This is a genomic window from Neisseria zoodegmatis, assembly GCF_900187305.1.
Classification (GTDB): Bacteria; Pseudomonadota; Gammaproteobacteria; order Burkholderiales; family Neisseriaceae; genus Neisseria; species Neisseria zoodegmatis.
The window spans coordinates 2004667-2022490 of sequence record NZ_LT906434.1; the positions used below are offsets into that span (position 1 = coordinate 2004667).

General features: G+C 53.5%; 19 protein-coding genes and 1 pseudogene. 10 read left to right on the plus strand and 10 right to left on the minus strand.

From position 1 onward, the window contains the following. Window positions 1-8 precede the first annotated feature (8 nt). Together CKV66_RS09390 and CKV66_RS09395 are read right to left on the minus strand one after the other, a co-directional pair. Window positions 9-1217, minus strand: a complete 1209-nt coding sequence (locus CKV66_RS09390; protein WP_085363622.1) for an ABC transporter permease — start codon at window positions 1215-1217, stop codon at window positions 9-11. Between the two features lie 121 nt (window positions 1218-1338). Continuing rightward, window positions 1339-1704 carry a winged helix-turn-helix transcriptional regulator gene (locus CKV66_RS09395; protein ID WP_085363623.1) on the minus strand — a complete coding sequence of 122 codons (366 nt, stop codon included), beginning with the start codon at window positions 1702-1704 and terminating at the stop codon, window positions 1339-1341. A gap of 188 nt (window positions 1705-1892) precedes the next feature. Between CKV66_RS09395 and CKV66_RS09400 the strand changes: the two genes are divergently transcribed. Then, window positions 1893-2126 (plus strand): DUF896 domain-containing protein, encoded by a 234-nt coding sequence (locus CKV66_RS09400; RefSeq protein WP_085363624.1) that lies wholly within the window; start codon window positions 1893-1895, stop codon window positions 2124-2126. A 57-nt stretch (window positions 2127-2183) separates the two neighbouring features. After that, the gene (locus CKV66_RS09405) at window positions 2184-3053 is read left to right on the plus strand and encodes a pirin family protein (protein WP_085363625.1); all 870 of its coding nucleotides are present in this window, start codon (window positions 2184-2186) and stop codon (window positions 3051-3053) included. Between the two features lie 97 nt (window positions 3054-3150). On the opposite strand, the gene CKV66_RS09410 is transcribed toward CKV66_RS09405, so the two are convergent. The 5 genes from CKV66_RS09410 to CKV66_RS09430 all read right to left on the minus strand — a co-directional run bounded on the left by CKV66_RS09410 (window position 3151) and on the right by CKV66_RS09430 (window position 8177). Continuing rightward, window positions 3151-3297, minus strand: a complete 147-nt coding sequence (locus CKV66_RS09410; protein ID WP_085363626.1) for a FeoB-associated Cys-rich membrane protein — start codon at window positions 3295-3297, stop codon at window positions 3151-3153. After that, window positions 3297-5171 carry a ferrous iron transporter B gene (gene feoB / locus CKV66_RS09415; protein WP_085363627.1) on the minus strand — a complete coding sequence of 625 codons (1875 nt, stop codon included), beginning with the start codon at window positions 5169-5171 and terminating at the stop codon, window positions 3297-3299. Before feoB ends, CKV66_RS09410 begins: the two co-directional genes overlap by 1 nt. A 102-nt stretch (window positions 5172-5273) precedes the next feature. Then, complete coding sequence (locus CKV66_RS09420) at window positions 5274-5546, minus strand: FeoA family protein (protein WP_085363628.1); 273 nt, start codon at window positions 5544-5546, stop codon at window positions 5274-5276. A gap of 539 nt (window positions 5547-6085) precedes the next feature. Beyond that, window positions 6086-6826: a toxin-antitoxin system YwqK family antitoxin gene (locus tag CKV66_RS09425; RefSeq protein ID WP_085363629.1), complete on the minus strand. Its 741-nt coding sequence runs from the start codon at window positions 6824-6826 to the stop codon at window positions 6086-6088. 1 nt (window position 6827) lies between these two features. After that, on the minus strand, window positions 6828-8177 hold the full coding sequence (locus tag CKV66_RS09430) for an aldehyde dehydrogenase family protein (RefSeq protein WP_085363630.1): 1350 nt from the start codon (window positions 8175-8177) through the stop codon (window positions 6828-6830). A 315-nt stretch (window positions 8178-8492) separates the two neighbouring features. Between CKV66_RS09430 and CKV66_RS09435 the strand changes: the two genes are divergently transcribed. Further along, window positions 8493-9158 (plus strand): IS1595 family transposase, encoded by a 666-nt coding sequence (locus CKV66_RS09435; protein ID WP_085363631.1) that lies wholly within the window; start codon window positions 8493-8495, stop codon window positions 9156-9158. A 108-nt stretch (window positions 9159-9266) separates the two neighbouring features. Here CKV66_RS09435 and ttcA read toward each other — a convergent pair whose 3' ends face one another. Together ttcA and argB are read right to left on the minus strand one after the other, a co-directional pair. Continuing rightward, window positions 9267-10211, minus strand: coding sequence for a tRNA 2-thiocytidine(32) synthetase TtcA (gene ttcA, locus CKV66_RS09440; protein WP_085363632.1), 945 nt, complete (start codon window positions 10209-10211; stop codon window positions 9267-9269). Between the two features lie 128 nt (window positions 10212-10339). Continuing rightward, window positions 10340-11233, minus strand: coding sequence for an acetylglutamate kinase (gene argB, locus CKV66_RS09445; protein WP_054600311.1), 894 nt, complete (start codon window positions 11231-11233; stop codon window positions 10340-10342). 160 nt (window positions 11234-11393) lie between these two features. On the opposite strand from argB, the gene CKV66_RS09450 reads away from it, so the two are divergent. Further along, entirely contained in the window at window positions 11394-12359 is a 966-nt protein-coding gene (locus tag CKV66_RS09450) for a tRNA dihydrouridine synthase (RefSeq protein ID WP_085363633.1), read from the plus strand. Between the two features lie 134 nt (window positions 12360-12493). Next, on the plus strand, window positions 12494-13708 hold the full coding sequence (locus CKV66_RS09455) for a multifunctional CCA addition/repair protein (protein ID WP_085363634.1): 1215 nt from the start codon (window positions 12494-12496) through the stop codon (window positions 13706-13708). Here the strand turns inward: CKV66_RS09455 and CKV66_RS12810 are convergent. Then, window positions 13705-13842: pseudogene (locus CKV66_RS12810) on the minus strand (lipoprotein signal peptidase); the annotation flags it as partial. The gene CKV66_RS09455 and the pseudogene CKV66_RS12810 overlap by 4 nt on opposite strands. Before the next feature lie 110 nt (window positions 13843-13952). On the opposite strand from CKV66_RS12810, the gene CKV66_RS09460 reads away from it, so the two are divergent. The 5 genes from CKV66_RS09460 to CKV66_RS09480 all read left to right on the plus strand — a co-directional run bounded on the left by CKV66_RS09460 (window position 13953) and on the right by CKV66_RS09480 (window position 17749). After that, entirely contained in the window at window positions 13953-14567 is a 615-nt protein-coding gene (locus CKV66_RS09460) for a riboflavin synthase subunit alpha (protein ID WP_085363635.1), read from the plus strand. Then, window positions 14567-15187, plus strand: a complete 621-nt coding sequence (locus tag CKV66_RS09465; RefSeq protein WP_231990481.1) for a uracil-DNA glycosylase family protein — start codon at window positions 14567-14569, stop codon at window positions 15185-15187. Before CKV66_RS09460 ends, CKV66_RS09465 begins: the two co-directional genes overlap by 1 nt. 111 nt (window positions 15188-15298) lie before the next feature. Continuing rightward, entirely contained in the window at window positions 15299-16048 is a 750-nt protein-coding gene (gene rlmB, locus CKV66_RS09470; protein WP_085363636.1) for a 23S rRNA (guanosine(2251)-2'-O)-methyltransferase RlmB, read from the plus strand. Between the two features lie 297 nt (window positions 16049-16345). Further along, entirely contained in the window at window positions 16346-16774 is a 429-nt protein-coding gene (locus CKV66_RS09475; protein WP_085363637.1) for an NfeD family protein, read from the plus strand. A 9-nt stretch (window positions 16775-16783) separates the two neighbouring features. Next, window positions 16784-17749, plus strand: a complete 966-nt coding sequence (locus CKV66_RS09480) for an SPFH domain-containing protein (RefSeq protein WP_085363638.1) — start codon at window positions 16784-16786, stop codon at window positions 17747-17749. Window positions 17750-17824 lie beyond the last annotated feature (75 nt).

Below are 17824 nucleotides of genomic sequence, written 5' to 3' on the forward strand. Positions count from 1 at the left end.
CGCCGCCGTTATCTCGCGCCCCAACGCTGCGGCAAAGCATACGCGCGCTGCGAAAGTTTGGCCGCCGCCAAGAGAAGCATCAAGGCCGCCAGCGAAGACCATCCCAGCGGCTTCACCGCCCATTGCCACGGAATCCCCATTTCCAGCAAGCCCTGCTGCAATTCCAGATAATGCGTCAGCGGCAGCATATCCGACCACTTCTGCGCCCAAGTCGGCATCGCCAAGCGCGGGAATGCAATGCCCGAAAAGGCAAAAGCGGGCGCGGAAATGAAGCCGGTGGCCGACAGCCCCGTACGCATCGACATCGGCAGCGCAGAAAATATCACGCCCAGCCACAGCGACACCAGCATCATCAGCCACAAGCCTAAATAATTCAGCAGCCACGATATCGCAGCCACTTCATGCGTCTGCGCCAGCATCCACAGCAGCACGCCGCCCCAAAGCGTAAAAGCCAGCATCGGCCACACCAGCTTGCCGCCCAAAGCAAACGCGGCATCGGCAAAGCGCACATGCCCGTTGCGGACGCGGCAGCCCGCCTTGCCCAACCAATTGTGCAGGCTCTTATCGCGGATTTCCCTGCCGAACGCCACCGCCCCGGCCGTCATCGCCAAAATATGCAGCAGCCCGGGAATCAGCGTCGTGCCGAGAAACTGCTGGTAATCGGTGGAAATATTAAACAGCGCCGAAGTAACCGTGCGTATCGGGCTGAACGTATGCTCCGCCTGCCGTACCGATTCACCGCGCTTGTTTAACGCTTTCATCTCCACGCCCGCCGACAAAGTGCCTGCCACCGCCTGCACATCGCGCACCAGCAAACCCGAAAACGAACCGAATTGGCCGTTGAGCTGCAAAATCAGCGGCGAAGCCCCGCCCTGCTTGAGTTGGCGGGAAAAATCATCGGGTATCACCACCACGCCGTACACATCCACCCTATCCATAGCCTGCTGCGCTTCGCGCTCGTCGGCATAAGTCTGCACCACTTTCAAAGCCGGCGCGCTGTCGAGATACTGCACCGTCTGCCGCGACAATGCACTGTGGTCTTTATCCAGCACACCGATGGGCAAATCGGTGATGGCGGCGCGGGCAAACATCCACCACACCAGCAGCACACTCGCCAGCGGCAGCCACAACAGCAGCGACAGCTCCCAGCGCTCGCGGATCAAGTAGCGCCATTCGAGGCGGGCGCTGCGCCAAAAGATATCGAGAAGTCGGTTCATCCTATCCACCTTTCAGACGGCCTTTACAGCATGAGGCCGTCTGAAAATCCAATATGCTTGACCTTGATATAGAAGTGCTTAAAACGCGGGCACGGGTATGCCGTTTCCGCAAGCGGTTCGGCTATACCGCATTGTCTTGCCGAATCAATTTATGTTTCTCACATTCTAGCGCATATTCCGTACCCCAACGGTGCATGGCTTCAATCACCGGCATCAGCGTCAGGCCGAACTCAGTAAGCGAGTATTCCACTTTCGGCGGCACCTGCGGATACACTTCGCGGTGCACAATGCCGTCGCTTTCCAACTCGCGCAGCTGCAAAGTGAGCATACGCTGGGTAACGGCGGGCATCAGCCGCTGCAATTCGTTGAAACGGCGGGTTTGGGTGTTTAAATGGTAAAGAATCAATACTTTCCATTTGCCGCCGATAATATCGAGCGTGGTGCTGACGGGGCAGCAATTGTCGTGTGGTGCGTCGGGATGGTTCATGGTTAGCCCTTGTCGGTTATCGTTTACAGTATAAAAAATGTGCGTACTTGTTTATAAGCAGGTACTGCGTATAATACGCCTTAACACGAAAAAAGCCCAGTAAAAACCAAGGCCGTCTGAAAGTGAATTTGTGAGCTTCGCTAAAACAGGCTCGACGTTTTGCAGGCAAACACCATCAGGAGTCCATCATGCGTATTACAGAATTAGACCGTATCAACGAGCTGGCTCATAAAGCCAAAACCATCGGGCTGACGGAAGCCGAATCGGCCGAGCGCGACACTTTGCGCCGAGCCTATATCCGCCAAGTGTGCGGGCAAATCAACAATATGCTGTCCACCGTAACCGTTGTCGATCCCGAAGGCACAGACGTTACTCCCGCCAAACTGCGCGAAGCACAGGCCGCAGGTATGCAGGTACATTAAGCCCTGCCGACAACTTACCGACACAGCACACACAATCAGATCAGAAAGGAAAACCACATGAGAAACGTACGCCAAATCTACCGCGCCGACAGCCAACACTGGGTAGGCAACGGCTTTTTGGTACAGCCCTTGTTTTCACACATGGGCGACGACCGCGGCACCGACCCGTTTTTGATGCTTGATTACGCCGCACCGCACGAGTTTGCTCCCAACGAAGCGCGCAGCCCGCGCGGCGTGGGCCAACATCCGCACAAAGGTTTTGAAACCGTTACCATCGCCTATCACGGCGAAGTCGCCCACCGCGACTCTTCCGGCGGAGGCGGCGTCATCAAAGCCGGCGATGTGCAATGGATGACTGCCGGAGCAGGCATTATTCATGAAGAGTTCCACTCCGAAGCCTTCAGCAAAACAGGCGGGCTTTTCGAGATGGTGCAACTGTGGGTCAACCTGCCTGCCGAACACAAAAACGTAGCGCCGCACTACCAACACCTCGCCAAAGAAAACATTCCCGTGGTGCAGCTGCCCAATGAAGCCGGCCATCTGCGCCTGATTGCGGGCGAGTACGCAGGCACTCAAGGCGCTGCCGACACCTATACCGAAATGAATGTGTGGGACGTCGTGATTCACCCCGGCAAAGAAGCCGCCCTTACCCTGCCCGCCAACCACAGCCTCTCTATGGTGGTCTTGCGCGGCGAGGCAGTCTTTAACGGTAAAGAACGCGCAGGCGCAGGCCAATTGGTCGGCTTTGAACACGGCGGCGGAGAAGTGCGCATCGCCGCAGGCAGCGAAGAAGTGAAAATCCTCCTGCTCTCCGGCGTGCCGATTGCAGAGCCGGTGGTCGGTTACGGCCCGTTTGTGATGAACACCGCCGAAGAAATCCGCGAGGCCATCCACGATTTCAACAATGGCCGTTTCGGTAATATTTAATTACCCAATCCCTTCCATCAACTTAAAGGCCGTCTGAAAACACCGTTTCAAATAAACAGTGTTTTCAGACGGCCTCATACCGTAAAAGCGTTACTCCCTAATGGCAGCCGCCGCTTTTACCGCCGCCGCAGCGGTCGCAACCGCCGCAGGCCGAACCGCTGTTTTTCGGTTTAAACACAAACTTGCGCAAGATATATAAGGTGCACAGCAGCACGATGGCACCGACGATAATATATTGTTCCATCAGAAAATCCTCGAAGTTACCTGATACACGATAAAGGCAAACACATAGGCAAGCCCGAACAGATACGCCGTGATCATAAAGGTTTTCCGTGCCGATTTGGTTTCACGCTTGATTACCGCCAATGTGGCCATACACATCGGCGCGTAAATATACCAAGCCAAGAACGCAAAAGCGGTCGGTAGCCCCCAGTTGTTGTGCACAATCGGAATCAGCGCGTTTTGCACGGCATCTTCCGAACCAGCGCCCACGGCATACACCGTACCCAAAGCAGCCACCACCACTTCGCGCGCGGCGATACCCGGAATCATGGCGATACACATCTGCCAAGTGAAACCCAGCGGTGCAAACAGAGACTCGATAAAGTGGCCGATCGTACCGGCAAAGCTGTAATCAATCGCCGCGCCCGTCGCTCCGGCAGGCGGAGCGGGAAAACTCACCAACGCCCACAACACCACGCTCAAGGCAAAAATAATCGTACCCGCACGTTTTAAAAACGCTTTCACACGGTCCCACAAGCTCACCATGATATGTTTGAAGTTGGGCATACGGTATGTCGGCAGCTCCATCAGCAACGGAAACTGCTTGATGCCTTGCTTACCGCGGGCAAAATATTTCATCACATAAGCCGTAGCCGCCGCCGACAGGATGCCGGCCACATACAGCCCAAACAAAGTCAGCCCTTGCAGATTAAACACGCCCATCACCGTTTGATTGGGAATCACCGCCGCAATAATCAGCGCATAAATCGGCAGGCGCGCAGAGCAAGTGAGCATCGGCGCAATCATGATGGTAACCAGCCGTTCGCGCGGATCGTGAATGGTACGCGCCGACATCACCGCCGGTACCGCACAAGCAAAGCTCGACAGCAAAGGAATGAAAGAACGACCTGAAAGCCCTGATTTCGACAGCAGGTTATCCAGCAAAAACGCCGCACGGGGCAGATAGCCCGAATCTTCCAGCAGCAAAATAAAGGCAAACAAAATCGTAATTTGCGGCAAAAACACCAGCACGCTGCCGATACCGGCAATCACACCGTTCACCAGCAAATCCTGCAAAATACCCGCCGGAATCACGGTTGTTACCCACTCTCCGAGCGCACCGAAGCCGTCCTCAATCGCGCCCATCAAAGGTTCCGACCACGAATAAACGGCCTGAAACACCAGCAGCAAAATCACCAACAAAATGGCAAAACCCCAAATCGGGTGCAGCACAATGCTGTCTAAACGGCGGTGCCATGGCGGCAGTTTCATTTCCGTGCTCACGACCTGCCGCAAAATATCTTCCACTTGGGCATACAGCTCGTTACTGTCGAGCCGGTTGAGCGTTTGCTCCGCCTCTTCCACATTGATGGGGTCGGCACGGCGCGGCAGTTTCGCCACCGCTTCACGCACGGCGCGGATACCTTCTTTACTCACCGCCACCGTTTCCAACACCGGCACGCCTAGCAGCTTGCTCAATTTGTCCGCATCAATTTTCAAACCGCGCGAACGGGCCACATCGCTCAAATTGAGGGAAACCGCCATCGGCAGCCCGAGCGTTTTCAGCTCCAGCATCATCCGCAGCGTCATGCGCAGGTTGGTCGCATCCGCCACCGCAATAATCGCATCCGGCTGCTGGCCGAGCTTACCCAGTACCACATCCCGCGCCACCGCTTCATCAGGACTGGTAGTGCGCAGGCTGTATGTACCCGGCAAATCGATAATATGAACAGACGTATCGTCGATAAACACACCCTCGCGTTTATCCACCGTTACGCCCGGATAATTGGCTACTTTGGCATGCGCACCGGTAAGGCCGTTAAACAATACCGTCTTACCGCAGTTCGGCGCGCCCACCAAAGCGAAATAGCTTAAAGCCGACGCAGAAGCACTCATATTGAATCCTTTCACTATTGCGTATCAAGCCGCCCCTTCGCTAGTTAAGAGGCCGTCTGAAAATGCTGAATATTAAAAATGAAGATAAAGAAACCCAACCGCTTAGAAATGATCGGTTACCACCCGGCACATCACTTTGGAAGCTTCGGGCGCACGCAAGGCAAACTGCGACTGGTTGCCCAAACGCACGGCATAAGGCCCTTTGCCGAGCACGCCGACAGCCATTACTTCCAAAGACATACCGTTGGAAAAACCCAAGTCGGCCAAACGGCGGCTTACCAAAGAATCCAACTCACCGAAAACCGGGTTGTCTTGAATAAATTCGATATGGGCACAAGTGCCTTTACTTAATTGAGAGAGCGGGATAACAGACATAAAAGCCTACTTTCTTGTTTTGATACAAAAGTTAAGCTTAAGACGGAGACCCCTGAACGTGACAGAACTGCGTCTGATATTATGATATTAATTTTTATTCAGGTTTAATCATATCTTAATGTTTTTTAGTTGAATTTGCAATGAAAAATGAATTTCTTCTGCCGGCGGAGAAACATGCAAGCCATGCCGCCGTTTCATCAAACCTCATATAAACAAAAGAAGAATCAAGAAATTAGAAATTAATATTTTGAAATTCACCGCCTGCTCTTATGAGGCCGTCTGAAAACAAATCGACACTTTTTTGAGCTGCATCAGAAGAAAGCTAGAGAATTATCGACCGTCAAACCACTTATCAAGTAACCGTAACGTCATACCTGCTTTTACCCGAATATTTTCAGACGGCCTCAACCATAGCGGCGCTTTGAAATAAAGACCATTCCTTCAACAAGCCTATCTCCCCCTGCTTACCGCAAATAAAAACAAAGGCTGCCGACATTCAGCCGACAGCCTTTATTGATGCGTTTCACTTTATTGAGTGATTAATCCGACAGCACATAGCCGTCTTCATCCCACACCGTTTTCTTAACCAGCGAGCCGTTTAAATACACCGCTTCAGATTTTTTCGCGCCGTTGGGATGCCAATCGAGCACGATACCGTTGCGTCTGCCGCCTTCCATCGTGATTTCGGTGAGCAGCAAGCCGTTTTCGTTCCAACTGACGATGCTGTTGGGTTTGTCGTCAACCATCATCATTTCCGTTTTGGGCTGGCCGTTCGCATACCACTGCTTCCAGTAGCCGTTGGCCTTATTGTCTTTAAACTGGATTTCGCTCTCTTTATTGCCGTTGCGGTAATAGCGCGAACCCGTGCCCTCGCTTCTGCCTTCCACATAAGGCATCACCGCCGATTTTTTACCGTTGGGATACCAGTTTATCCACACGCCGTCGGGCTTGCCGTTTTTATAGCGGCCACTCATTTTCTTTTGGCCGTTGAAATGCCACAAAGTCAACTCGCCGCTATTCGGCGTAGGAACGAAATTCTTGATTTGCCCCGCCGCCACCTGATAGGGATCGGAATATTTCTTCATCGAGGGATAATAGAAATCCTGAGCTTGGGCGACGCCGTCTTTCACTTCGTACTGGCGCACATAAGCCACCGCCGACATATTCGCGGTGATCTGCCCTTGCTGATTGAAATACAGTTCTTGCATCTGCGCAGCCGCCGCCAGCGGAAAACCCGCCAGCAATACAGCTTGAAGCCCTGTATACCATATTGATTTCATATTATTTTTGCCAATAAGATTTCACGTTTACAAATTCATAAATCCCAAACTCAGACAGCTCCCTGCCGTAGCCCGAATCTTTCACGCCGCCGAAAGGCAGATGCAGATCGCTGCTGGTGTGGCGGTTGATATACACCGCACCGGTTTGCAGTTTGGAGGCATATTCCCACGCTTTTTCATGGTTTTGCGAATAAATGCTCGCCCCTAAACCATATGGGTTATCGTTGGCCAATGCAATGGCGTGTTCTTCGCCCAAAGCCCGCATAATTACTGCTACCGGGCCGAATACTTCTTCGTGGTACACGCGGCAATTGTGGTTCACATGATCCAACACCGTAGCGGGATAAAACCAGCCTTGCTCGGTACATTCGGGAATCTGCCCGCCTTGAAGCACGGTGGCGCCGTTTACCAAAGCATCAATCACCTGCGAATGGATGCGTTCGCGCAAATCGCGGCGGTGCAGCGGAGCCAGCGTGGTTTCGGGATCCATAGGATCGCCGGTTTTCAGTTTGGCGCATTCTGCCAAAAACAGGCTGATAAATTCTTCGGCCACAGATTCCGTCACAATAATGCGCTTGGCCGCATTGCACGATTGGCCTGCGTCACGAAAGCGCGAATAGCAGGCATCTTTGGCGGCTTGTGCCAAATCGGCGTCCGACATCACGATAAAGGCATTGCTGCCGCCCAATTCCATCACATTCTTTTTCAGGTACAACCCGGCTTGGGCTGCCAAACGGCGCCCTGTGTCGGCGGAGCCGGTGAAGGCCAGCGCATCGGTGCAGGCAACGGCGCGGCGCACTTCGGCGTGATCAAGCCACGCCACTTCCATGGGCAGGCTGCTGCCGATGATTTCAAACAGGGCTTCGGTTACCCTGCCGACGCTGGGCGCGGGTTTCACCATACAGGCATTGCCGGCGCACAAAGCGGGAATGGCAAAACGCAACACCTGCCACACCGGGTAATTCCACGGCATCACGGCAAACACCACGCCCAAAGGCTCGAATCTTACTTGGCTTAGACTGGCTTGAGTCTCAATAGTTTTATGTGCCAGCAATTCCGGGGCTTTGCGCGCGTAATAGCGCACCAACTCAACCGATTTGTTCATCTCGGCTTTGCACTCGCGCAGGCAACGGCCGACTTCTTCGCAAATCATTACCGCCAAGCGGCCGCGGTTGGCTTCCAAGCGGTCGGCAAAGGCGCTGAGTAACTCGGAGCGTTGGGTAACTGAAAGTTCGGCAAACGCCTGTTGGCGCTTTCTCAAACGCCGCAAGTGGTATTCGAACTCTTCCCATGATTGAGCTTCACGCTCGTATAAGGTTTCTCCGTTTAAAATATGTGTGCTGAAAAACACGGGCAGCTCCGAAAAATGCGGCGGCCGATTTGGCCGGAATATAAAAATTATTGTGAGTAGGAAATTTTATAATCAATGGCAGATGCCGTCTGAAAACACCGTTAAACGGCTTTCTGCTCATATAATCGGCTGTTCGGTTTTCGGTTAAAGTTTCTCGATGTAATTGCTGATAGGTTTATTGTACCTGAATAAAACAGATTGCGGGCGGGCTTATTTCTTTATCGGAACGCCAGCTGATATCCCTATCCGCGCTTATTTTTCTCTCATATAACAAAAGAGGCTGAAGTAGATTAGCAGTCATGATAGGCTGCCAAAATGAAGATAACCCACTGTAAGTTAAAGAAGAGTCTGCAAAGAAAACTGCTTGAATATTTTGTATTGGAAGTAACCGCACGTTCTGCTGCCGATATCTTGGGTATTCAGCCCAATACGGCTATTCTCTTCTACCGTAAAATCCGTCTTGTTATCAGCCATCATTTGGCTTTGGAAGCAGATCAGGTTTTTGAGGGCACTATAGAATTGGATGAGAGCTATTTCGGCGGTAAGCGTAAAGGAAAGCGCGGTAGGGGAGCAGCAGGTAAAGTGGTGGTTTTCGGTATCCTTAAACGTGGAGGTAAGGTTTATACGGTTGTAGTGAATAATGCCCGAAAGGAAAGTTTATTTCCTGTTATTACAAGGAAAATTACACCTGATAGCGTAGTTTATACGGACTGCCTGAGCAGTTACGACGTGTTGGATGTCAGCTTGGATGTCAGCGGTTTTCACCATCACAGGATTAATCACAGCAAAAAGTTTGCCGACCGACACAACCATATCAACGGCATTGAGAATTTTTGGAATCAGGCGAAACGTGTCTTGCGCAAATACAACGGAATCGACCGAAAATCTTTTCCTCTGTTCTTGAAAGAATGTGAGTTTCGTTTTAACTTCGGGACACCAAAGCAGCAGTTAAAAACTTTGCGGCTTTGGTGTGGTATTTAGGGCTAATCTACTTCAGCCCCTAACAAAATGCTGCCCGCAACAGGCAGCATTTTCATCAAACATATTTTCAGACGGCCTCAACACGCCTGAATCCGCATTCAACTTTATTCAGCTTTTAGGCTTGCTGGCCAAGATATTGATCACTTTTTTCACGGGAATTTCGGGCGAAATGGTGATTTCGTTACCCTCGCGACCGTCTGAAAACTGCTGCGGCACAGTTTCTTTGTCGAAAGCCAAATCGCCGCCGTGTTTCAACACCTGCCCGCGTTGCAAACCGGCGAAGTCGAATAATGTAGTGTCGGCCAAATGCGAAGGCACAACGTTTTGCAGGGCGGAAAACATGGATTCGATGCGGCCGGGGAAGCGTTTGTCCCAATCTTGCAGCATTTCCTTAATCACCTGACGTTGCAGATTGGGCTGCGAGCCGCACAGGTTGCACGGAATAATCGGAAACTGTTTCAACTCGGCATAACGTTCCAAGTCTTTTTCTTTCACATACGCCAGCGGGCGGATAACGATATGCTCACCGTTGTCGCTTACCAGCTTGGGCGGCATGGCTTTAAGTTTGCCGCCGTAAAACATATTCAAAAACAGCGTTTCCAGAATATCGTCGCGATGGTGGCCGAGCGCGATTTTGGTGCAGCCCAGTTCTTTAGCTACGCGGTACAGCACGCCGCGGCGCAAACGGCTGCACAGCGAACAGGTGGTTTTGCCCTCTTCAATCACGCGCTTGACCACGGAATAAGTGTCTTCTTCGATGATTTTGTAAGGCACGCCGATGCTTTCGAGGTATTCGGGCAAAACGTGCTCGGGAAATCCGGGCTGCTTTTGGTCGAGATTGACGGCAATCAGCTCGAAATCGACCGGCGCGCTGGCCTGCAACTGGCGCAGAATGTCCAGCAAGGCGTAGCTGTCTTTGCCGCCCGACAAGCAGACCATGATTTTGTCGCCCTGCTCGATCATGTTGAAATCGTTGATGGCATCGCCCACGGCATGGCGCAGGCGTTTATTTAACTTGTTGTTTTCTAATTCGTGTTTGGGTTTCTTAGACATGACTGAAACGTGAAAAACAAAGGCCGGATTGTACCTTAAATATTAGGAGGCCGTCTGAAAAAAGCTGCGGGCTTTTTCAGACGGCCTCTCTGTTGATGAAGCAGGTTTTCACTCTGTTCGGAAGCGCTTTATGCTTTTTCGCCGCCCAAAATCATCGAGCCTATGCCCGAATCGGTAAAAATTTCCAACAGCAGCGCATTCGGCACTCTGCCGTCGATGATGTGCGTGGCTTTTACACCGTTCACCGCCGCTTCCACCGCCGAGCTGATTTTGGGCAGCATACCGCCGTAGAGCGTGCCGTCGGCAATCAATTCGTCGATACGCTTGGGGGTGAGGTTGGTGAGCAGGTTGCCTTCTTTATCCATCACACCGGCGATATTGGTCATCATCAGCAGTTTTTCGGCATTCAACTCTTCCGCCAATTTGCCTGCCACCAAATCGGCATTGATATTGAACGCCTCACCGTTGCGGCCTACGCCGATAGGGGCGACAACGGGGATATGGCCGTAACCGATGATGCCTTTAATCAGCGAGCAGTCGATGCTTTCCACCACGCCCACTTGGCCGATATCGACGCCGTTGCGCTCGGGCGTGTTGATAAACAGTTTTTTGGCGCGGATAAAATGGCTGTCGCGGCCGGTAACGCCCACGGCCTTGCCGCCGTGCTGGTTGAGCATAGACACGATTTCTTTGTTCACATGGCCGCCGAGCACCATTTCTACAATGTCCATCGTTTCGCTGTCGGTTACACGCATACCCTGAATAAACGTGCCTTCTTTGCCCACTTTATTGAGCATATCGTTAATCTGCGGGCCGCCGCCGTGCACGATCACGGGGTTGATGCCGCAAAATTTCAGCAGCACCACATCTTTGGCAAAACCTTCTTTCAGATGCGGCTCGGTCATGGCGTTGCCGCCGTATTTGATCACGATGGTTTTGCCGGAAAAGCGGCGGATATAAGGCAGGGCTTCGGAAAGAATCGCTGCTTTTTCCGAAGCGGAAATGTGTTGGGTGTCGCTCATCATTTCTCCCTTGAGTGTGTACAGTCTATGTTCAGACGGCCTAGAAGCCGCCGATTTCTCGGCCACACATGTTAAAGTATAGAGATAATAAAAACAACAACCGCCCTCTGCTGCGGTTTGCGATAAAATAAGCGGTTTTTTTCAGACGGCCTTTTCAACTATGCAGCTTATTCTTGCCCCGATGCAGGGGCTGGTGGACGACGTGATGCGCGACCTGCTGACCCGTATCGGCGGGTTCGACGAATGCGTGAGCGAATTTGTGCGCATTACCCATACCGTGCATTCGCGTCAGACTTGGCTGAAACATGTGCCGGAAATCGCCGGCAACAACCGAACGCCCGCCGGCGTACCCTGCACCGTGCAGCTTCTAGGCAGCGATGCGGACAACATGGCGGTAAACGCGCTCGAAGCCGTGCGTTTCGGCGCAGATAAAATCGACCTTAATTTCGGCTGCCCCGCACCCACCGTAAACAAACACAAAGGCGGCGCGGTGCTGTTGAAAGAGCCGGAGCTGATTCACCATATCGTCCTCACTTTGCGCCGAAGCCTGCCCGACCATATTCCGCTCACCGGCAAAATGCGTTTGGGTTTTGAAGACAAAACGCTCGCGCTCGAATGTGCCGCCGCCATTGCCGACGGTGGTGCCTGCGGCCTGACCGTGCATGCGCGCACCAAAGTGGAAGGCTACGAACCGCCCGCACATTGGGAATGGGTGCGCAAAATCCGCGAGGCCGTGCAGATTCCGGTAACGGCCAACGGCGATGTGTTTGCCTTGCAGGATTATCTCGACATTAAAGAGGTAAGCGGCTGCGATAGCGTGATGCTCGGGCGCGGCGCGGTGATGCGCCCGGATTTGGCGCGGCAGATTAAGCAGTTTGAACGCGGCGAAAGCGTTACCGAAGCGGATTTTGCCGAAATCGCGGGCTGGATAAACCTGTTTTTTGACCTGTGCCTTGCCAAAGAAGCCAACAACAAATACCCCGTCGCCCGTTTGAAACAATGGCTGGGCATGATGAAAAAAGTGTATCCGCAGGCGCAGGAATTGTTTGAACGCATCCGCACCTTGAAAGAAGCGGACGAAGTGAAAAACGTATTGATTGCGTTTGAACAGGCGCAACGCCGTTAAATATCAACGGCTTTTAGTGTTATCCATTAAATCACATTCCTCCCTCTCACTCAGGCTCTTAGCTGCCGTCTGAAAAATCATTCGGAATCAGTTAAGATACGGCCTGATACTTTTTCAGACGGCCTGATCACACCATGCAGATTTATCTTGTCGGCGGCGCAGTCCGCGATACTTTACTCAACATCACCGTTACCGACCGCGATTGGGTTGTTGTCGGCGCCGATGCCGCGGCCATGCTGGCGCAAGGCTTCCAGCCCGTCGGCAAAGACTTCCCCGTGTTTCTGCACCCCGACAGCCACGAAGAATACGCCCTCGCCCGCACCGAGCGCAAAACCGCCAAAGGTTATGCCGGCTTTGCTTTTTATGCCGATAAAGACGTTACCCTCGAGCAAGACTTAATGCGCCGCGATCTCACCATCAACGCCATGGCTCAAGATTCAGACGGCCTGATTATCGACCCTTTCGGCGGCCAAGAAGATTTGCGCAACGGCGTTTTGCGCCATGTTTCCGAAGCCTTCGCCGAAGACCCCGTGCGCATTCTCCGCACCGCACGTTTTGCCGCCCGCTACGGTTTCAGCGTTGCCCCCGAAACCATGGAGCTGATGAAACAGATGGTGCGCGACGGTGAAGCCGATGCTTTGGTAGAAGAACGCGTGTGGCAGGAATTGGCCAAAGGGCTGATGGAAAAACAGCCGCGCAAAATGATCGAAATCCTGCGCGAATGCGGGGCTTTAAAAGTGTTGCTGCCCGAAGTGGACGCCCTTTTCGGCGTGCCGCAACGCGCCGACTACCATCCCGAAATCGACAGCGGCATCCACACGCTGATGGTATTGCAACGCGCCGCCGACATGGGTTTGACCCTGCCCGAACGCTACGCCGCCCTGCTGCACGACTTGGGCAAAGCACTCACACCCGCCGACATTCTGCCCAAACACCACGGCCACGATATAGCGGGCGTAACGCCCGTGCGCGCCGTCAACGCCCGCTGGAAAGTGCCCAAAGCCTGTTCCGAATTGGCCGAACTGGTTTGCCGCTGGCACATCATGTTGCACAGCGTCGAAAACCTGAAACCGCAAACCGTGTTGAAAACCTTAAAGCAAACCGATGCTTTCAGACGGCCCGAACGTTTTCAGACGGCCTTAAACGTTTGCGTGGCCGATACGCAAGGCCGTCTGAACCGTGAAAACGAACCCTACCCGCAACGCGAACACTGGCTGGCTCTGCTCGATGCCGCCAACAGCGTCAACACCGCCGAAATCGCCGCCGCCCACGCCGATGCGCCGCACAAAATTGCCGAAGCAATTGATAGGGCGCGGCTGGAAAAAATCAAACCGCTGCATACGGCCTGAGACCTTTGCAAAACCCTCAGATGTGGATGCAGTTCAAGGCGTAGCAGCACAGCGAGTGCAGACATATCATATAGATAGGCAAACGAGCGAGCAGCGCACAACGCAGAAATGCGCCGCAGATGGGGGTTTTGCAAAGGTCTCGGCCTACTGCGAGGGTTCCGCCACCTCATAAACCGCCGCTTTACCGGCCTTTCATCCGTTTTTTAGTTTTTTTAGTTTTTTTTAGTTTTTTTAAGGAATCAAGATGTTTACAGGCATAGTACAAGGCATGGGGCACATTGTCGCCAAAGATGCGCCTTCCGCCGACTTTTGCACCTACACGGTCGAGCTGCCCGAAGACATGGCACACAACCTGCAAATCGGCGCATCGGTAGCCAATAACGGCTGCTGCCTCACCATTACCCGCATCAACGGCCGCCAAGTCGATTTCGACCTGATGGCGGAAACCTTGTCCAAAACCAACCTCGGCACATTGGAAACCGGCAGCCCGGTCAACCTCGAGCGCGCCGCCCGCTTCGGCGACGAAATCGGCGGCCATGTGATGAGCGGCCACATTATCGCCGTTACCCCGATCACCCGCATCGAAGAGAGCGAACACAACCGCACCATATGGTTTGCCCTTCCGCCCGAGCTGAAACCTTATATCCTGACCAAAGGTTTTGTGGGGCTGGACGGTTGCAGCCTTACCATCGGCAGCGTAACCGACACCGAATTCAACGTGCATCTGATTCCCGAAACCCTGCAACGCACATTGTTCGGCACGCGCCAAGCGGGCAACCTTGTGAATATAGAAATCGACCCGCAAACCCAAGCCGTGGTCGATACCGTTGCACGGATTATGTCGGCGCAGCAAAGCTGATGCCCAAACTGACTGCGGCAGCCGCCATGAACCCGACCGTTGAAACCCACCCGCTCGCCCCGTTCGCGCCCGCAAACGCCACCCTGCTGATGCTCGGTTCGTTTCCGCCGCCGCGCGCCCGCTGGAAAATGGATTTTTACTACCCCAATTTTCAAAACGACATGTGGCGGATTTTCGGCTTGGTGTTTTTCGGCGACAAAGATTATTTTGTCGAACCCGGCGGCAAAGCCTTTAAAGAAGCGCTTATCCGCAGCTTTCTCACTGAACGCGGCATCGCCATCAGCGATACGGCGCATCAGGTTATCCGTTTGCAGGGCAACGCTTCCGACAAGTTTTTGCAGATTGTGAAGCCGGTCGATTTGGCCGCGCTGCTCGACACCCTGCCGCACTGCCGCACCATCATGACCACGGGCGAGCTGGCTACCGACACCCTGCTCTCGCTGATGCCGTCTGAAACCGCCAAACCCGCCATCGGCCGGTATTCCGAAACCGAATTTGCCGGCAGGCCGCTGCGCCTGTACCGCCTGCCGTCGTCATCGCGCGCCTATCCTTTGCCGCTGGCGGAAAAAGCCGCAGCCTACGGTGCGTTTTTCCGCGAAATCGGCTTGGCAAACCCATAAAACGCCAACCTTATTACCCTTTACACCCACCTGTTTTTCAGACGGCCTCGAAAGCCCTGTGCCGCCCAAACCCTGTATAATGCCGTCTGAAACTTTCACACAAAGCAAAACATGGCAAACCAACGACTTATCTACGGCTTTCACGCCGTTAACGCCCGATTGTGGCAAAACCCGAAAAGCATTACCGAGCTGTATGTCCAAGAAGGCAAACACGACGCCCGCACCCGCGACGTGCTGGAAAAAGCCGCCGCCGAAAACGTGCGCGTGCATTTTGCCGCCGCCGAACGCTTAAACACCATCAGCAAAGGCGCGCGCCATCAAGGGGTGGTCGGCTTTATCGACGCATCCAAAAACCACGTCCACCTCGAAGACGTGTTGGAAAACCTGCGCGAACCGGCGCTGCTGCTGGTGCTCGACGGCATCACCGACCCGCATAACCTCGGCGCATGTCTGCGTACCGCCGACGCAATGGGCGTTCACGCCGTGATTGCGCCGAAAGACAAAAGCGCGGGGCTGAACGCCACCGTGAGCAAAGTGGCCTGCGGCGCAGCCGAAACCGTGCCCTACATCACCGTAACCAACCTCGCCCGCACCCTGCGCGAATTGAAAGAATACGGCATCTGGGTGGTGGGCACCGACATGGGCGGCGAGGCCGATCTGTATCACGCCAAACTGCCCGAAAGCATCGCATGGGTAATGGGCAACGAAGGCGAAGGCATGCGCCGCCTCACCCGCGAACATTGCGACATGCTCGTTTCCGTGCCCATGTTCGGCACAGTGGAAAGCATGAACGTATCGGTAACGGCAGGCATGGTATTGAGCGAAACCCGCCGCCAACGGGTGTTGGACGCCGAAAAATAAACCGTTTCCGTTTAAAAGGCCGTCTGAACACTCTTTGCGTAAACCGTTTATATAGTCAATCAACTTAAAAACAGTACATCCGTCATACTCGGGCTTGACCCGAGTATCTTGAGTTTCAGCAAATTTACGAGATACTCGGGTCAAGCCCGAGTATGACGGTTTTGTTGTTAAACAGATTAGCGATACTTTTTGCTTAAACCTTTTCAGACGGCCTTTTTACCGTTCCCGCCGAAAACATTGAATTTTCGCCGAGAGTCTTTATCATTCATTTGATTGAAACAACAAAGGGGGCAACTCATGATCGCTTGGTTTATCGCCGCCATATTGGTGCTGATTTTAGAACTGTTCGTCGGCACGATTTACCTGCTGGTGGTCAGCGCCGCCCTGTTCGGCGCAGGCATTGCCGCATGGCTGTTCGACAGTACCAGCATCAGCATCATCACCGCTGCCGCGCTTTCTTCCGTGGGCATCTGGTGGGCGCACGGCTGGATAAAAAAACACCGCCGCTCACCTGTCGACGAATCCGCCCGCAACGATTTGGACATCGGGCAAACCGTACAAATCAACCGCCACCTGCACGGCAATCTGTATGAAGTGCATTACCGCGGCACCGTGTGGCAAGCTCAGGCCGACAATGGTGCTGATCACGCTGCCGGACAAACCGCCGTTATCACCGGCAAAAACGGCAATATTCTGCTTATTCATCTGCATTCATCATCAAACTAAGGAAAAACCATGGATTTCAGCCTGTTTCTCAGCTTTCCCATCCTGATTCTTATTGCCGTTGTCGTATTCGGCTTCAAATCGTTTACCGTTGTGCCGCAACAGGAAGCCTATGTAGTCGAACGCTTGGGCCGCTTCTATAAAATCCTTAATCCCGGCCTGAACATTCTGATTCCGTTTATCGACCGCATCGCCTACAAACACACGTTGAAAGAAATCCCGCTCGACGTGCCGAGCCAAGTGTGTATTACCCGCGACAACACACAGCTTACCGTCGACGGCATCATCTATTTCCAAGTAACCGACCCGAAACTCGCTTCATACGGCTCGAGCAACTACATCATGGCGATTACTCAGCTTGCCCAAACCACGCTGCGTTCGGTTATCGGCCGCATGGAATTGGACAAGACCTTTGAAGAGCGCGACGAAATCAACAGCATCGTCGTTTCCGCGCTCGACGAAGCCGCCGTATCGTGGGGCGTGAAAGTGTTGCGCTACGAAATCAAAGACTTGGTGCCGCCGCAAGAAATCCTGCGCTCGATGCAGGCGCAAATTACCGCCGAACGCGAAAAACGCGCCCGCATCGCCGAATCGGAAGGCCGCAAAATCGAGCAGATCAACCTCGCCAGCGGCCAACGCGAAGCCGAAATCCAACAGTCCGAAGGTGAAGCCCAAGCCGCCATTAATGCTTCAAACGGCGACAAAGTGGCCCGCATCAACCGTGCCCAAGGCGAAGCCGAAGCCTTGCGCTTGGTGGCCGAAGCCAATGCCGACGCCATCCGCCTGATTGCCGACGCCCTGCAAAGCCCCGGCGGCAACGAAGCCGTGAACCTGAAAGTGGCCGAGCAATATGTAGAAGCCTTCAGCAAACTGGCCAAAGAAAACAACACGCTGATTATGCCCGCCAACGTGGCCGACATCGGCAGCTTGGTTTCTGCCGGACTGAAAATTGTCGAGGGCAATAAAACGGTGAAATAATCCGAGTGAAGCGGCGTTTACCCAAGATTCAGGATACGCCGTTCCAGCATTTGATTTTCAGACGGCCTCTTTACC